Genomic DNA, 15,555 nt, shown 5'->3' with positions numbered 1-15,555 from the left:
GGCTGCCCGGCGCACGAGCCCCTGTACGGGCCCGGGTTCGCGGCCGACCCCGCCGCCGTCTACCGGCGGCTGCGTACGGCAGGACCGACCGCGCCCGTCGAGCTCGCACCCGGCGTCAGAGCCACCCTCGTCACCTCCTACGACGCCGCCCTGCACGTCCTGCGCAGTCCGGAGACCTTCTCCAAGGACCCCCGCCGCTGGCGCGACCTCGCCGACGGGACCGTCCCGCCGGACAGCCCGGTCGTGCCGATGATGATGTACCGGCCCAACGCGCTGTTCACCGACGGCGAGCAGCACGAGAGGCTGCGCGGCGCGATCACCGACAGCCTCGCGCTCGTCGATCCGAACACCCTGCGCGGCTATGTGGAGCGCAGCGCCGACACCCTCATCGACCGCTTCGCGCCGCTCGGCACCGCGGATCTGCTCGGCGAGTACGCGCAGGTCCTGCCGCTGCTGGTCTTCAACCACCTCTTCGGCTGCCCGGCCGAGTACGGGGTCCGGCTGGTCGAGGGCATGTCCGGGATCTTCGACGGGGTGGACGCGGAGAAGGCCGACGAACTGCTGACCAGCACCCTGCTCGACCTGGTCGCGCTGAAGCGGGGCAACCCCGGTCAGGACATGACGTCCTGGCTGATGGCGCACCCCGCGGGCCTCACCGACGAGGAGATGATCCACACCCTCGTGGTGCTGATGGGCGCCGGCACCGAGCCCCAGCAGAACCTGATCGCGAACAGCCTGCGGCTGCTGCTGTCCGACGAACGGTTCGCGGGCGATCTGTCCGGCGGCAGCCTTCCGGTGGAGGACGCCCTCGACGAGGTGCTGTGGACCGATCCGCCGATCGCCAACTACGCCGTGCACTATCCGCTGCACGACGTCGTGTACGAGGGGGCGGTGCTGCGCGCGGGCGATCCGCTGGTCGTCAGTCTCGCCGCGGCCAACACCGATCCCGCCCTGACGGCCGATCAGCGAGCAGGCAACCGGGCCCACTTGGCGTGGAGCGCGGGACCCCACAACTGCCCGGCGCAGAGCCCGGCCCGGCTGATCGCGACGGCCGCGGTGGAGAAGCTCCTCGACCGCCTCCCCGATGTCGAACTGGGTTTGCCGGTGGGGGAGTTGTCCTGGCGGCCCGGCCCGTTCCACCGTGCGCTGGCGGCGCTGCCCGTACGCTTCCCGCCCACCGCGACGGTCCAACGGCACGAAGGCGAGCGCCAGTCGTACGCGAGCCCCCTCCCGGCTCTCGTGACCGAGCCCCCCGCCCCGGAGCCCGACCGCCCGCGAAGCGGCTGGACCCGACTCCTGTCCTGGTGGCGCGGCGAGTGAGCGCCGGCGTCTAGCGGATCCGGGCGGGCAGGGTGCGGTGGCCGTTGGAGATGAAGGAGTCCACCGGCTCCAGATCCGATGCCGGTGCGGCGAGCCGGAGGTCGGGGAAGCGGTCGAAGAGGGCGGGGAGGGCGATGCGGGCCTCCAGGCGGCCCAGTGGGGCGCCGAGGCAGCGGTGTACACCGTGTCCGAAGGCGAGGTGCTCCTTGTCCGCCCGGGTGACGTCGAAAAGGTCGGCGTCCTTGCCGTAGCGCTCGGGATCGCGTCCGGCGGCGGCGTACGCGGCGAGGATCGCCTCGCCCCGGCCGATCACCGTGCCGTCCGAGCCGCCCAGTTCGGCGAGGTCGAGGTCCTCCACGGCGTAGCGCAGCGGCAGGCTCGCGACGGGCGCCTCGACCCGCAGGGTCTCCTCGATCAGGTCGTCCCAGGTGGCGCGCCCGGCGCGGAGGTGTGCGAGCTGCTCGGGGTGGGTGAGCAGGGCGTGCACGGCGTTGTCGATGAGGTTGACCGTGGTCTCGTGACCGGCGCTGACCATCAGGACCAGCGTGTCGAGCAGCTCCTGCTCGCTCAGCCGGCCGTCCCCCTCGTCGCGGGACGCGATGAGGCCGGAGGTCAGGTCGTCGCCGGGTGACTTCCGCTTCTCGGCGACCAGTTCACCCAGTACGGCGTACAGCCTGGCGTAGTTGCCCGTCACCTCCTCGGGCTGCGCGGAGGTGTGGAAGATGCTGTCCACCAGGTCCCTGAGGTCCGCCCGCTTGTCCTCGGGCAGTCCGAAGAGCTCGCTGATCACCCGGATGGGGATCGGATAGCAGAACTCCTCGCGCAGATCGACGACTTCGCCGTGCTCACCGGCCTCGGCGATGCGGTCGAGGAGGCCGGAGGTGATCTCCTCGATCCTGGGCTGCAGCGCGGCCGTACGGCGGGCCGTGAACGCCGTGGAGACGAGGGTCCGCAGCCGCCTGTGGTCGCCGCCGTACGCGGTGAACATGTTCTGCACCGCGACCCAGGTGAACAGCGGCCACTCGGGGGAGATCTCCCCGTTGATCCAGGCGGGCCAGTGCCGGCGCGGGTCCTTGGACACCCGCGGGTCCAGGAGCAGCCGTTTGAGCAGCTCGGGGCTGCTGACCGCCCAGGCCTCGACGCCACCGGGCAGGGCGACACGGGTCGCCGGTCCGCGCGCGCGGATGCGAGCGGCCTCCGCGTGGATGTCACGGCCCGTCGCGTCCACCACCAAGGGGCTCGGGTTGCCCGTCAAGGGACTCGGGGTTCCCATCGGAAGCCTCCCTGGCGCTCGGACGTCGGTACGGCGCGTCACGTTACGCGAGGGTGCCGTTCACCGATGCGACCGTCCGGTATCCGCTGCGTGCGAGGGCAACTTCCCTGCGCGTACAAGCAAGTTGGAGGACGGTCCGCCTCCTGGAGCCGTACCGTCACGGCTCCCGCCCCGGCCGCCCATTGCCCTGAGCCCGGCCGGGGCGGGCCCCTTCCGTTTCGCTTTCCCTACGCCTCGGTCGCCATCCGCTGCCGGCGGCGCCTGCGCAGCAGACGTCGCTTGCGCGGCTCCTGGTGGGGAAGCCAGCCGAAGGCCAGGCAACTGCCGGTCGCTCCGAGGAGGAGGCCGATGAAGAAGCCGCCCAGGTTGGAGGTGAGCCAGGTGCCGAGGGAGAGGAGGATGCCGAGCAGGGAGTAGAAGAGCCGCTGCGTCGGGTTGAAGAGGATCAGCAGACCGCACAGGATCATGACCGTCGGCAGCAGATAGCCCGCCATGCCCTGCATCCCGATGTGCATGACGACCTTCAGGGACGCCTTCTCGGTGAGGAGGATCTCCGCCCCGCCCAGGGTGAGCAGCAGGCCGCCCCAGAAGGGGCGGTCCGCACGCCACTGCCGGAAGCCGGACCGCAGATCCCGGACGTCCGACATCAGCAGCCCGAGTCGCTGAAGCGGAGCTTGAGACCGGGGAGCTTGAACACCGCCGCGGTGGTGGCGTAGTTGGTCTGCCGCAGGTTCCCGATGTGGACGGTGTCGGCCTGCTGGCTGAAGACGCCCTTGTTCCCCTGGACCCCGGCCTTGTCGAGCGTGCTCGCGTCGTTGCCGATCTCGATGTTGTTGAAGGCCGCGTCGCCCGACAGCTCGGTCGAGTCGGTCGTCAGATTGGTCGCCTGAACCTTGTCCGTGCCGCCGCCCGCGGTGATGACGAGGTTCGTACCGCCCAGGTCGACGCTCTGGCACAGCTTGGTGAGCGTCGCGTTCTTGATCGCGGAGGTGATGACGAGGACCTGGCCGCCGGTGTCGCCGGCGTTCGGGCTGCCGTCGGCCATGTTGTCGAGGTTGCCGAACTGCTCGAAGCCGGTGCCGTTGAGTTCGGTGGCCGTGACGGTGAACGGCATGCCCGAGATGGCGAACTGCACCCCCAGCGCGCCCTGGGCGGTGAGGATCATCAGTCCCGCGGCGACCGCGGTGGCAGGCACCGCCATCACCGCGGCGCGGCGCAGGCGGACCCGCCCACGTCTGCCGGAACCGCTTTCGTTCTCGGGGGTCGAATCGGTGGACGCCGTGGCGTCCGAGGACGAGGCCATGTTCTGCTCCCTGGACATAGTCATGCAGGTGGGGCTTCAACGGGCACGTTGTCCTGGCGCGGACAGCGACTGTCGCGCACGCCTCCTCACAACTCCCGGCGGTCGCAAGGGCTTTCTCGTTACGCAGCAGTAGCCGACGTGGAAGTTACCGGGGGTTACATTCGTGGGTCAAGAGACTTGTGGCAAAGGGATGTTGATTGTGTGCCACCTGTGGAGACCCGGCCACGCTGACCTCGTACGCGGTCCCGCGACGACCTCGTGGCCGGGTCCCCGAACGCCTCCCACTCGGAGCGCGTGGACCCTCAACTTGCCTACTACGCCTTGACGTTGACCATTCATCAGGTCTAGAACTCTGCATGGTTTCCCTCGGATCCGTGGCGCCGGATCCGATGCGCGGCACGTACGCCACCTCCTGGACCCCCCGCTCCTCGCGGGGCGGCCGTGGCATGTCTGAACGTGCGGTGCGCTCCAACGCCGAAACCACCTCCCCCCGCGGCACCGGCACGGCACTTTCCCCCCTGAGCCGTGTCCGGTCGCCCGGCTTCCGCTGCCGGTCCGTGACGTAAGGAGAAGGCGTCACGGACCGGCAGCGGTCCGCCGTGACGGCATGTCCGCGACGGTCTCGTACCCACCCGCACCCCCGTCTGAGAAAGAGGCACCCCCATGCGCACTCGATCCCTGCTCGCCCTCCTCGGTACCGCCGCCGCGCTCTCGGTCTCCGCGATCGCCCCCGCCTCCGCGGACGACACCCCCGTGCTCACCGCCGGCGGAGCCGCCGTCGCCACCGGTGACGTCCTCACCGCCTCACTGGCGAGCGGCACCGCCGCCACGCTCTACTCCAGCGCGACCGGCACGAGCGGTGTCTCCTGTGCCGCGTCGACCTTCACCGCCTCCGTCACCGACAACCCGACGGCCCCCGGCACGGCCACCGAGTCGCTCAGCGCCCACACCTTCGGCAGTTGCACCAGCAACGTCATCGGCGTGCTCGGCGTCACCAGCGTCACGGTCAACAACCTCCCGTACACCACCACGGTCGCCTCCGACGGCACGGTCACCGTGACCCCGGCCGCCGGCTCCACCATCCAGACCACCGTCGTGCTGCGCACCCTGCTGGGCAGCATCAACTGCGTCTACCAGGCGCCCAGCCTGACCGGCACGGCGAGCAACACCGACAACAGCATCACCTTCACCACCCAGGCGTTCGCGAAGTCCTCGGGCTCGTCGCTGTGCTTCAGCAGCGGCTACTTCACCGCGAAGTACGCGCCCGTCTCCGACACCACCCAGTCGGGCAGCCCGGCGGTCACCGTCAACTGACCCGACCCGGACGACCGGTCACCGACGGCGTCGCAGCGTGATGGCGACACCCGCGGTGAGCAGGAACGCGACCGCTCCCCCCGCCCCGGCGACGAGGGGGAGCGTGTTGCTGCCGCCGGTCGAGCTGTCCGCGGCCGGCGCGAGATGGTCGGGCGCGGTCACCTCCGTCGTCGCCGCGGTGGTCTCCGGGGCGGGCGACGGTGACCGGTCGGTGGGGGTGGCCGTGGTCGCGGTCGGCTCCTGGCTCGGCTGAGCCGTCCGGTTCGCCGTGGGTGTCGTACGCGCGGGGGACGAGGTCGTCGGCGCGGCGGCCCCGCCGCCGCTCGCGGCCGGGAAGACCACGTCCGAGCACGAGTAGTACGTGTCGCTCGTGCTCGTGTTCTGCCAGATCGTGTACAGCATCTGCCGGCCGGTCCGGTCGGAGGGCAGCGTGGCCTTGATCCGGTAGGCGCCGTTCACCAGCGCCGGATCGGTCGCGGTGGCGAACGGTTTCGCCGGCAGATCGGACCACTTGAGGGGCTTGGTCGGGTCGTACCCGGGCTTGGACAGATACAGCTTGAAGGTCCCCGTGTGCGGAATCGTCGAACTGTAGGAGAGCGTGAAGGTCGCGCCCGGTGTCATCCGCGTGGAGGGCCAGTCGGCGCGGGCCAGGTTCAGTCCCTTGTAGGCGGGCAGACCCCCGCTGCACAGCTGCCCGTCCGGGATCACCTGACGGTCCCTGCCGCCCACACCGGCGACCCGGAGGTTGTCCCAGGCGGTGAAGGGCGCGCCGTTCGCCGCGATCGCCGCCTTGCAGGCCGCCGTACCGGTGTTGCTGCCGCCCTCCGGCGAACAGGCCACCACCCGGCTGACCGGATCCGTCGGCGCGCCGTGCGCCTGGGCAGGACCGACGGCCCACGTCAGGAGAAGCAGCGGGGCCGCCACGGCGACAGCGGCCGCGGTGGCGGTGCGGTGTGCGGTCATCCGGTGGGTCTCCTCGCGGGGTGGGGGCGGCGGGTGCGGCCGTACGACATCGCGCGCAGGCGTGGCCGCACCGTGAAGTACGCGGGCACAGGGCCGTGCGTTCAGACGCGCGAGCCACGTGAAACCGGGCACTCCCGGCCAACTGGGAGCCCTTGAGGGGCGGTTACCAGCCAGATCGAGGGTTTCCCCTGTATCCGTATTACCTGGGCTTTGCCTATCGTTCGGGCACAGCCGACCCACAGGCAACCCCTGACAGGTCGCTCGCGACGTACGGCCGGCCCCCGCGCCGCTTCTGGACTGCACCCCCCGCCGCTTCGACGACGAAGTGATTCGACCGCTGCTCCGCCGTGCCCTGCGCCGCCCGGAGCCGGCCACGAAAGGCAAGCCCTTGCGTCCCGCCCCCTCACGAGAAGTCCGACGGAAGCTGATATCCGTCGCCGCGGTCTCCGCGGCCCTGCTGGCCGGAATGACCACCACGGTCGCCGCCGCCCAGCCGTCCACCGCGACCGCCACCGACCAGGCGGTGGTCACCCCGGCGGCGCAGGCCGTCGCGCAGGCCGTCGCCGCTCCCGCCGAGCGCCTCATCGTCGGCTACAAGTCCGGCGCCGCCGAGGCCACCTCCAACTCCGCCGCCTCCGCCGACGCCGAGACCAAGGGCAAGGAGGCGGGCGAGAACCTCGACTTCACCCGCCGCCTCGGCACCGGCGCGGCCCTCGTCGGCCTCGGCGACAGACTCGGCACGAAGGACGTCGCCGACGTCATCGCGCAGTACCGCGCCGACCCGCAGGTCGCGTACGCCGTACCGGACCGTCTGAACACGCCCCAGGCCGACCCGAACGACACCGAGTACACCAAGCAGTGGGACCTGTACGAGGCCAAGGCGGGCATGAACGTCCCCGGTGCCTGGTCCACCTCCACCGGCAGCGGGGTGACGGTCGCCGTCATCGACACCGGTTACGTGGCGCACACCGACGTCGCCGCGAACATCGTCGCCGGCTACGACTTCATCTCCGACACGGCGGTCTCCGTGGACGGCGACGGGCGCGACAGCAACCCGGCCGACCCGGGCGACTACTACGCGGCGAACGAGTGCGGTTCCGGCATCCCGGCGAGTGACTCCTCCTGGCACGGCACGCACGTGGCGGGCACCATCGCCGCGGTCACGGGCAACAACAAGGGCATCGCGGGTATCGCCTACGGCGCGAAGATCTCCCCGCTGCGCGTCCTCGGCAAGTGCGGCGGCTACGACTCCGACATCATCGACGCCATCACCTGGGCCTCGGGCGGCTCCGTCTCCGGCGTCCCGGCCAATGCCAACGTCGCCAAGGTCATCAACATGAGCCTCGGCGGCAGCGGCGCCTGCACCTCGGCCACCCAGAGCGCCATCACCGCCGCGGTGAACCGGGGCACCACGGTCGTCGTCGCGGCGGGCAACGACAACGACAACGCCGCGAACTACTCCCCGGCGAGTTGCAACAACGTCGTCACCGTCGCCGCGACCGGCCGCAGCGGCTCCCGGGCCTCCTACTCCAACTACGGCTCGATCGTCGACATCTCGGCTCCCGGCGGCGACATGAGCACCGCCACCGCCAACGGCATCTACTCCACGCTGAACTCCGGTACGAAGACCCCCTCCTCGGAGTCGTACGCGTACTACCAGGGCACGAGCATGGCCACCCCGCACATCGTGGGCCTGGTCGCCCTGATGAAGTCGGCGAACTCCTCGCTCACCCCGGCCCAGATCGAGACGGCCATCAAGAACAACGCCCGTGCCCTGCCCGGCACCTGCTCCGGCGGCTGCGGCGCGGGCCTCGCGGACGCGACGAAGACCGTGCAGGCCGTGGCGAGCGGCGGCGGCTCGACCGGGGGCACGACCTTCTCCAACACCACCGCCCTCTCGATCCCGGACAACGGGTCGGCCGTCGAGTCCTCGATCGCCGTCAGTGGCCGCACCGGAAACGCGCCCTCCGCCCTCCAGGTCGGTGTCGACATCACCCACACCTACCGCGGTGACCTGGTGATCGACCTGGTCGCCCCGGACGGCTCGACGTACCGCCTGAAGTCCTCCAGCACCTCGGACTCCGCGGACAACGTCAACACCACCTACACGGTCGACGCGTCCGGTGAGACCGCGAACGGCACATGGAAACTCCGCGTCCAGGACGTGGCCGCCTCGGACACCGGCAAGCTCAACAGCTGGAAACTGACCCTCTGAGCGCGGCCCACGGGGGGAGGGGCGGCCCACGCGCGGCGTGGGCCGCCCCTTTCGGCTCGGCCGGTACCGTGAGCCCCATGTCTGAACCCGCCGACGTGCCCGTGATCCTCAGCGACGAGCCGGGCTCGTTCCCCTGGAGCGTGCTGGCAAAGCGGCATCCGGCCCTCGTCCGGAAGGTCCGGGACGCCTTCCCCTACGGCCCCGAGCAGCACCGCGCGCTCGACGCCCTGCTGAAGAACGCCACCGAGGGCGTCATCGAACCGCTCGGCGAGCGGGCGGCGGACCGTGAGCAGTGGGAGCGGTGGGACGGCCAGGAGTACGCCGGCCGCTCCTGGTTCGAGGTGCCCTTCCTCTGGTCCGAGAGCTACTTCTATCGCCAACTCCTGGAAGCCGTCGGCTACTTCACCCCCGGTCCCTGGAAGGGCATCGACCCCTTCCGCCCCTTCAAGCTCGCGGAACTCGGCGCCCCGGAGGCGGACGAGGAACTCGCCGCGCTCGACCCGCTGGCCGAGCGGCCGGTCGAGGAGCGGGAGGAGGCGCTGCTGCACGGCTCGCTGTGGGGCAATCGCGCGGACCTCGGCTTCCGTCTCGCCGCCGCGGACGGGGAATCGGACGTCGACGCCCAACTGGTCGCCGACGACAGCGAGTCGCTGCGGTCCCTGTTCGCGGGCGGCACCCTCTGCCTGGTCGCGGACAACTCCGGCCGGGAACTCATCCCCGATCTCCTCCTGATCGACCACCTGCTCCACCACCGCCGCGTCGGGCGGGCGCTCCTGCACGTGAAGCCGTACCCGTACTACGTCTCGGACGCCACGACCGCCGACGTGGTCGACGCCCTGCGCCACCTCACCGGAGCGAAGGGGGCGGCGGCCGAGTCCGGCCACCGGCTGTGGGCGGCCATGGCCGACGGCCGCCTCACCGTCCGGGCCCACCCCTTCTCCTGTGCCCCGCTGCCGTACGCCGACATGCCCGACGACCTGCGCCGTGAGTTCGCCGAGGCCGACGTGACCATCGTGAAGGGCGATCTGAACTACCGCCGCCTGGTCGGCGACCGGCGCTACCCCGCCACCACCCCCTTCGCCGAGCCCACCGCGTACTTCCCCGGCCCGGTCGCCGCCCTGCGCACCCTCAAGTCCGATGTGATCGTGGGCCTGGACGCCCGCACGGAGGCCGCCCTCGATGCGGCCGAGGGCGGACACTGGCGCACGAGCGGAACACACGCCCTGATCCAGGTGCGGGCCTGAGAGCCGAGCGGCCACCAGCCGTGCAGTTCACTTGCCTCGAAAAGGGGTAAATTCACGCGATGGTGTGATCATGTCCCGCCCGGCGGATGCCCCCGGAGGGCCCTGGGTAGGGCCCGGCCATGACGCAGCCGTTCGAACTCCCGCACTTCTACATGCCGTATCCCGCGCGGCTGAACCCGCACCTCGACGAGGCACGCGCCCACACGGTCGAATGGGCCCGTGGGATGGGCATGTTGGAGGGCTCCGGCATCTGGGAGCAGTCCGACCTCGACGCGCACGACTACGGGCTGCTCTGTGCGTACACCCACCCCGACTGCGACGGCCCGGCACTCTCGCTCATCACCGACTGGTACGTGTGGGTCTTCTTCTTCGACGACCACTTCCTGGAGACCTTCAAACGCACCCAGGACCGCGACGGCGGCAAGGCCTACCTGGACCGGCTGCCCCTCTTCATGCCGCTGGACCTCTCGACCCCCGTACCGGAGCCGGAGAATCCGGTCGAGGCGGGGCTCGCCGACCTCTGGGCGCGCACGGTGCCCGCGATGTCGGTGGACTGGCGGGGGCGGTTCGCGGTGTCCACGGAGCACCTGCTCAACGAGTCGATGTGGGAGCTCTCCAACATCAACGAGGGACGGATCGCCAACCCCGTCGAGTACATCGAGATGCGCCGCAAGGTGGGCGGCGCCCCCTGGTCGGCGGGACTCGTGGAGTACGCGACGGCCGAGGTCCCCGCCTCCGTCGCGGGGGCGCGCCCGCTGCGCGTGCTGATGGAGACGTTCTCCGACGGGGTCCATCTGCGCAACGACCTGTTCTCCTACCAGCGCGAGGTCGAGGAGGAGGGCGAGCTCAGCAACGGCATCCTCGTCCTGGAGACCTTCTTCGGCTGCACCACCCAGGAGGCCGCCGAGACCGTCAACGACATCCTCACCTCACGCCTGCACCAGTTCGAGCACACGGCCCTCACCGAAGTGCCCGCACTCGCCGCGGAGAAGGGGCTCACCCCGGACCAGGTCGCCGCCGTCGCCGCGTACACCCAGGGGCTCCAGGACTGGCAGTCGGGCGGCCACGAGTGGCACCTGCGCTCCAGCCGCTATATGAACGAGGGGGCGGTGGAGGGCAGTCGGACGCTCGGCAGCGCCGGGTTCGGCACCTCGGCCGTCGACATCGGCGCCCTGCTCTCCGCGGCCGGGGCGCAGCGGCTGCGCAGGTACACCCACGTCCCGTACCAGAAGGTCGGCCCGTCCCTGCTCCCCGACTTCTACATGCCCTTCGAGCTCACCCTCAGCCCCCACCTGGACGGCGCCCGCGACCGCCTCACCGGCTGGATGTACGAGAAGGGCATGCTCCAGGAGGGCGTCTGGGACGAGGACAAGCTCGACGCGTACGACCTTCCGCTGTGCGCCGCGGGCATCCACCCGGACGCGACCGAGGAGGCCCTCGACCTCGCCTCGCAGTGGCTGGCCTGGGGGACGTACGGAGACGACTACTACCCGCTGGTCTTCGGACATCGCCGCGACCTGGCGGCGGCCAAGGCGACCACCGAACGCCTCTCGGCCTGCATGCCCATCGACGGCGAGCCGACCCCGGTCCCGGCCAATGCCATGGAGCACGGCCTCCTCGACCTGTGGGAGCGCACGACCGCGACGATGACGCCGGACGAGCGGCGCAAGCTGCGCGGTGACGTGGACAAGATGACGGAGAGCTGGGTGTGGGAGCTGTCGAACCAGCTCCAGCACCGCATCCCCGACCCCGTCGACTACCTGGAGATGCGCCGCGCCACCTTCGGCTCCGACCTCACCCTGAACCTCTGCCGCCTGGGCCACGGTCCCAAGGTCCCGCCCGAGGTGTACCGCAGCGGTCCCGTCCGGTCGTTGGAGAACGCCGCCATCGACTACGCGATGCTGATCAACGACGTCTTCTCGTACCAGAAGGAGATCGAGTACGAGGGCGAGGTCCACAACGCCATCCTCGTCGTGCAGAACTTCTTCGGCTGCGACTACCCGACCGGCCTCGGCATCATCCACGACCTGATGACCCAGCGCATGCAGCAGTTCCAGCACGTCGCCGCCCATGAACTGCCCGTTCTGTACGAGGACTTCAAGCTCTCGCCGGAGGTGCGCGGCATCATGGACGGCTATGTGGTGCAACTCGAGAACTGGCTGTCCGGAATCCTGAAGTGGCACCAGGACTGCCACCGTTACGGCGCCGAGGACCTGGCCCGCCGCGCCCACGGCTTCCTGCCGGACCGGGCCCCGACGGTGCCGTTCGCCGGGACGGGGGCCGGGGCCGTGCCGGTGCCGGTGCAGGTGCCGGTGCTCAGTCCCCGGGACATGGCGGAGACGGAATCCCCGCCGGACCTCACTCCCTCGACGACGGCAGGCGCCACCCCGTCGTTCACCCTGCCGAAGGGGGTGGGGGCCGCCGCGGAGTTCAGCCTGCCGAAGGCTGAGGCGGCGTCGGCTCCGCACTGACGCCGGCACCGGGGTCCGCATCGGCGTCCGCACCGGTGTCCGTGTGGATGTCCGTGTGGGTGTCGGTCGTCTCGGCGAGGTGCTGCTCCACGTTCGCCCTGGCCGTCCCGGAGAGTCTCCCCATGAGCTCCCCGGCGGCCACGGTGAGGGCCCGGACCTCGTCGGCGAGCGCAGTGTCGGTGGCCGCGGTCCGGGCGAGCGCGTAGTGCTCCTCGACGATGTACGCGCCCAGGTTGGTGCGCTGCCAGTGCCCCAGCGATTTGTCGCCGTCGCCGTCGCCGTCGCCGTCGTCGGCGCCGCTCGCCGGCTCGGCGAGGGTCTCCCGCAGCGAGGTCAACGTGCGTATCGCCGCGCCGAACCGGCCCTCCTCCCGCTCCAGCCGGGCGAGCCTGAGGAGGGCCGAGACGCGGTCCCATGCCCTGGTCTGCAGGGGCACGTACAGCCGCTGCGCGCGCAGCGCCTGAAAGGTGTCACCCAACTTCTCGAACTCGTGCACGAGCGAGCTTAGTTGGGAGGCATCGCGGCGCTCCATGGCCTTGCCGTCCCGCGCGTCGCAGTACGCCCGGAAGTCGATGTCGTCCAACCGCCGGATCAGCGCGGCGCGGGCGAGCTCGACCAGACCCTGTTCGTGGGCGAGGCCGGTCCAGGTGAACAGCGGCTCGTCGGCGGGGTCGGTACCGAAGAGCGAGTCGTCCAGGTCGCGCGCCCACCTCCCCAGCTCGGCCGGATCAGCGCCCGGCTCGGGCATCCCGCCGAGTCCGCACCAGGTGTCGAAGTCCGTCTCACGGACCTCGTACAGCAGCGGCAGATCCTCCGCACAGCCGTGCAGGCCCACCAGGACGGCGGCGAGCCGCAGTTCGTCGGTCATCGACGCCTCGGCCTCGTGCCTCAGCAGATGGCGCAGCAGCGGCAGATCGCCCTCGCGCCGGTCGAACTGGGCGGCGCGCAGCGCGAGCGCCCGGCGCGCCCGGTCCCCGGCCACCTCGTCCCATGCCGAGCCCTCGCGCAGCAGCGTGAGGTCGGTGCGGCCCCGCGCGAGGACCGCCTCCCACAGCGGGGGACGGGGGTGGCGGTCGAGGAGGGCGTGCGCGCCGCCCTCCTCCGCGTTCAGGAGCAGGAAGTCGGGCTCGGTGCGCAGCAGGGCCGCGTGCAGCAGGCCGATGAGCTCGACGGGCGAGCGCTCGGGCAGGCCGAGACCGGCCCGCAGTTCGGTCCGCTCGTCGTCGATCCCGTGGTACTCCCGGATCTCCTCCTCCGTCTCGGCGACCGCCGCGCGGATCTTCTCCTCGCCGTCGTCCGGCGCGAGCCCCAGGTAGTCGTGCCAGCCGGGCAGCCCGACCAGCACCTCCAGCGCCTCGTCGACGCTGTCGCCGATGATTCCGGCGGAGCCCTCCGAGTCCGCGTACAGCACGGAGCCGTCACCGCACACGAAATACGTACCGCCCGTGTCGTCCCCCGCCACCGCCTCCAGCGGACCGCCCGAGGCGAGCCGGACGGCCTCGCCGTGGTCGGCCCGGGCCAGGTCGAAGTTGAAGGGGAACGCGGCCAGTTCGGCCAGGTGAGGCTGCTCCCGGAGCAGCCGCAGGGCGTGATCGCTCATGCCGCCGAACGTAACAGCCGGCACTGACAACGGCTCCGTCACACCGGCTGACGCCGTCCGCCGACCTCGCCGACCTCGTCGGCCCCGCCGACCGCGCCGGGTTCCCGGAGTTCGTCGAGTCCCCCGGCGGCCGCGTGTGCCACGGCGGCTCGTGCCAGCGCCCGCACGATCGGGTGCGGGCGTGAGCCGTCCCCGTACTGCTCCGGCTGGAAGAGGGTGCCCAGGAAGAAGGGGTGGCCCGGGAGTTCGACGATCCGTACGTTCCCGTCCTCGTCGTGGCCGCTGAAGCGCAGGCCGTGGGCGCGCAGGGTGTCGAGGTGGCGGGTGGGGCCGTACGCGCAGAAATAGCGCTCGACCGTCCGCTCGGCGCCCATCACGGACTGGGCGAGCGAACCCGGTTCGATGGTGACGGCGGCCTCGTGGCCCAGGAGGGAACAGGCGAGCGGCTCGATGAGGAGGTCATCGGCGTCGGGGTCCTGCTCGGCGTGCGCGACACGGGTGAGTCCGCAGACGTCGCGCGCGAACTCCAGCAGCGCGTGCTGGAATCCGCCGCATGTGCCCAGGAACGGGATGCCCTCCTCGCGTGCGGTGCGGATCGCGGTGAGGGTCCCCGCCTCGCTGCGGTACGGGCTGCCGGGCAGCACCCACACCGCGTCGAAGCCGCGCACCGCGGCCGGGTCCTCGGCGTCCTCGGACGGCACCCAGTAGGCGTCGAGGACGAGGCGGTCGCGGGTGGCCAGGGCGTCCAGGAGGAGGGGGACGCGGGTGTGGGCGAGGACGTTCGGGGAGCGGTCGCCCACGAGGGCGAGGCGAGCGGTCTGCGCCGCGATGTTCGTCATGTCCTCATCCTCGGCGGGCCCGCTCGTTCACGTCCAACGATGATTACTGCACCTTCGATAAGCAACACTGATGGGGGGCTGATGAGGCACAGGTTCCGTACGGGATCCTGGAGCGCATGGATCCGCATCTCCTGCGCACATACGTGACCGTGGCCCGCGTCGCCTCCTTCTCGGAGGCCGCGCGGGAACTCGGCTACACCCAGTCCGCGGTGTCCCAGCACATCGCCGCGCTGGAGCAGGACCTCGGCGCGCCCCTGCTGACCCGGCGCCCCGTGGCACCGACGGCGGCGGGCGAACGGCTCCTCGAACACGCCGCGCCGCTGCTGCTGCGCCTGGACGCGGCCCGCGCGGACGTCGTACGGATGGTGGGTGCGCCCGAGCACGGACTGACGCTCGCGGCGACACCGACGGCGCTCGGTTCCCGCACGCTCGCGGCGCTGCCCGCCGCCGGGGTGACCCTGCGGGTACTGGCCCGCGAGGAGATCCCCGCCGCCGTCGCGCGGGGCGGTGCGGAGCTGGGCCTGGTGGACGGACTGACGGCGCCCAACGACCCCTTGCGGCACCCCGACGTGGCCCCGCTGACCACGTACGGCGTCGGCGAGGAACCCGTCTGCGTACTGCTGCCCGAGACCCATCCGCTCGCCCGGCGCGACGGGCTGCGCCTCGCCGATCTCGTCGACGCCCGCTGGCTGGACGCCCCCGACGCGGGACTGCCCCTGGCCCACCTCCGCCGGGCGAACGGCAGCGGGGGCTTTTGCCCGGCCCTGCGTTACGAAGGCACCGACGTGCGCACCCTCGCCGCCCTGGCCGCCGCCGGGCACGGCCTCACGCTGCTGCCACGGGCTGCGGCCACCGGCGTCCCCGGGGCGGTGGCCGTCCCGCTCGTGGCGCCGCGCCTGGTGCACCGGACGGAACTGGTGCACAGCGGGTCGCCGCGCGGAGCCGCCGCGGCCCTGGTGGACAAGCTTCTCGAACGTGCTTGACAGTCTCACTCGTTCGTGAATCGTCGTGCG

At 71.3% G+C, this 15,555-nt stretch carries 12 protein-coding genes; 6 read left to right on the top strand and 6 right to left on the bottom strand.

Going from position 1 to position 15,555, the window contains the following annotated elements:
- The first annotated feature begins 21 nt into the window (after positions 1-21).
- Positions 22-1,320 carry a cytochrome P450 gene (locus tag AQJ27_RS31435; RefSeq protein WP_067376006.1) on the top strand — a complete coding sequence of 433 codons (1,299 nt, stop codon included), beginning with the start codon at positions 22-24 and terminating at the stop codon, positions 1,318-1,320.
- 10 nt (positions 1,321-1,330) lie between these two features.
- On the opposite strand, the gene AQJ27_RS31430 is transcribed toward AQJ27_RS31435, so the two are convergent.
- The 3 genes from AQJ27_RS31430 to AQJ27_RS31420 form a co-directional block, all read right to left on the bottom strand.
- Positions 1,331-2,593, bottom strand: coding sequence for a cytochrome P450 family protein (locus AQJ27_RS31430; protein ID WP_067375884.1), 1,263 nt, complete (start codon positions 2,591-2,593; stop codon positions 1,331-1,333).
- 227 nt (positions 2,594-2,820) lie between these two features.
- The gene (locus AQJ27_RS31425; protein ID WP_067375882.1) at positions 2,821-3,240 is read right to left on the bottom strand and encodes a DUF6114 domain-containing protein; all 420 of its coding nucleotides are present in this window, start codon (positions 3,238-3,240) and stop codon (positions 2,821-2,823) included.
- The gene (locus AQJ27_RS31420) at positions 3,240-3,896 is read right to left on the bottom strand and encodes a DUF6230 family protein (RefSeq protein ID WP_054236784.1); all 657 of its coding nucleotides are present in this window, start codon (positions 3,894-3,896) and stop codon (positions 3,240-3,242) included. Before AQJ27_RS31420 ends, AQJ27_RS31425 begins: the two co-directional genes overlap by 1 nt.
- Positions 3,897-4,559: 663 nt before the next feature.
- On the opposite strand from AQJ27_RS31420, the gene AQJ27_RS31410 reads away from it, so the two are divergent.
- Positions 4,560-5,210, top strand: a complete 651-nt coding sequence (locus AQJ27_RS31410; protein ID WP_067375877.1) for a Tat pathway signal sequence domain protein — start codon at positions 4,560-4,562, stop codon at positions 5,208-5,210.
- Positions 5,211-5,228: 18 nt separating this feature from the next.
- Here AQJ27_RS31410 and AQJ27_RS31405 read toward each other — a convergent pair whose 3' ends face one another.
- Positions 5,229-6,173, bottom strand: coding sequence for a lytic polysaccharide monooxygenase auxiliary activity family 9 protein (locus tag AQJ27_RS31405; RefSeq protein ID WP_067375875.1), 945 nt, complete (start codon positions 6,171-6,173; stop codon positions 5,229-5,231).
- A 466-nt stretch (positions 6,174-6,639) separates the two neighbouring features.
- Between AQJ27_RS31405 and AQJ27_RS31400 the strand changes: the two genes are divergently transcribed.
- The 3 genes from AQJ27_RS31400 to cyc2 all read left to right on the top strand — a co-directional run bounded on the left by AQJ27_RS31400 (position 6,640) and on the right by cyc2 (position 12,103).
- Positions 6,640-8,388, top strand: coding sequence for a S8 family peptidase (locus AQJ27_RS31400; RefSeq protein ID WP_425275237.1), 1,749 nt, complete (start codon positions 6,640-6,642; stop codon positions 8,386-8,388).
- A gap of 77 nt (positions 8,389-8,465) precedes the next feature.
- Positions 8,466-9,632 (top strand): damage-control phosphatase ARMT1 family protein, encoded by a 1,167-nt coding sequence (locus AQJ27_RS31395; protein WP_067375872.1) that lies wholly within the window; start codon positions 8,466-8,468, stop codon positions 9,630-9,632.
- A gap of 119 nt (positions 9,633-9,751) precedes the next feature.
- On the top strand, positions 9,752-12,103 hold the full coding sequence (gene cyc2, locus AQJ27_RS31390; RefSeq protein ID WP_079065385.1) for a germacradienol/geosmin synthase Cyc2: 2,352 nt from the start codon (positions 9,752-9,754) through the stop codon (positions 12,101-12,103).
- Here the strand turns inward: cyc2 and AQJ27_RS31385 are convergent.
- Both AQJ27_RS31385 and AQJ27_RS31380 read right to left on the bottom strand, forming a co-directional pair.
- Entirely contained in the window at positions 12,063-13,703 is a 1,641-nt protein-coding gene (locus AQJ27_RS31385) for a hypothetical protein (RefSeq protein WP_067375870.1), read from the bottom strand. The two genes, cyc2 and AQJ27_RS31385, sit on opposite strands and share 41 nt — an antisense overlap.
- A 38-nt stretch (positions 13,704-13,741) precedes the next feature.
- Positions 13,742-14,542 carry a CTP synthase C-terminal region-related (seleno)protein gene (locus AQJ27_RS31380; protein WP_079065384.1) on the bottom strand — a complete coding sequence of 267 codons (801 nt, stop codon included), beginning with the start codon at positions 14,540-14,542 and terminating at the stop codon, positions 13,742-13,744.
- 116 nt (positions 14,543-14,658) lie between these two features.
- Here AQJ27_RS31380 and AQJ27_RS31375 point away from each other — a divergent pair, with 116 nt between their 5' ends.
- Positions 14,659-15,525 carry a LysR family transcriptional regulator gene (locus AQJ27_RS31375; protein ID WP_067375868.1) on the top strand — a complete coding sequence of 289 codons (867 nt, stop codon included), beginning with the start codon at positions 14,659-14,661 and terminating at the stop codon, positions 15,523-15,525.
- Positions 15,526-15,555: the final 30 nt, after the last annotated feature.

Origin of the sequence: Streptomyces olivochromogenes, from assembly GCF_001514115.1 — a bacterium.
GTDB classification, from domain to species: domain Bacteria; phylum Actinomycetota; class Actinomycetes; order Streptomycetales; family Streptomycetaceae; genus Streptomyces; species Streptomyces olivochromogenes.
Note: the sequence above shows the minus strand (reverse complement) of the source record. Positions and strands in the feature narration are given on the sequence as shown.

Coding starts and splice junctions, on each gene's coding strand:
- AQJ27_RS31430 (WP_067375884.1), bottom strand. CDS start 2,593: ATGGGAACCCCGAGTCCCTTGACGGGCAACCCGAGCCCCTTGGTGGTG.
- AQJ27_RS31410 (WP_067375877.1), top strand. CDS start 4,560: ATGCGCACTCGATCCCTGCTCGCCCTCCTCGGTACCGCCGCCGCGCTC.
- cyc2 (WP_079065385.1), top strand. CDS start 9,752: ATGACGCAGCCGTTCGAACTCCCGCACTTCTACATGCCGTATCCCGCG.
- AQJ27_RS31400 (WP_425275237.1), top strand. CDS start 6,640: ATGACCACCACGGTCGCCGCCGCCCAGCCGTCCACCGCGACCGCCACC.
- AQJ27_RS31395 (WP_067375872.1), top strand. CDS start 8,466: ATGTCTGAACCCGCCGACGTGCCCGTGATCCTCAGCGACGAGCCGGGC.
- AQJ27_RS31405 (WP_067375875.1), bottom strand. CDS start 6,173: ATGACCGCACACCGCACCGCCACCGCGGCCGCTGTCGCCGTGGCGGCC.
- AQJ27_RS31375 (WP_067375868.1), top strand. CDS start 14,659: ATGGATCCGCATCTCCTGCGCACATACGTGACCGTGGCCCGCGTCGCC.
- AQJ27_RS31420 (WP_054236784.1), bottom strand. CDS start 3,896: ATGGCCTCGTCCTCGGACGCCACGGCGTCCACCGATTCGACCCCCGAG.
- AQJ27_RS31380 (WP_079065384.1), bottom strand. CDS start 14,542: ATGACGAACATCGCGGCGCAGACCGCTCGCCTCGCCCTCGTGGGCGAC.
- AQJ27_RS31385 (WP_067375870.1), bottom strand. CDS start 13,703: ATGAGCGATCACGCCCTGCGGCTGCTCCGGGAGCAGCCTCACCTGGCC.
- AQJ27_RS31425 (WP_067375882.1), bottom strand. CDS start 3,240: ATGTCGGACGTCCGGGATCTGCGGTCCGGCTTCCGGCAGTGGCGTGCG.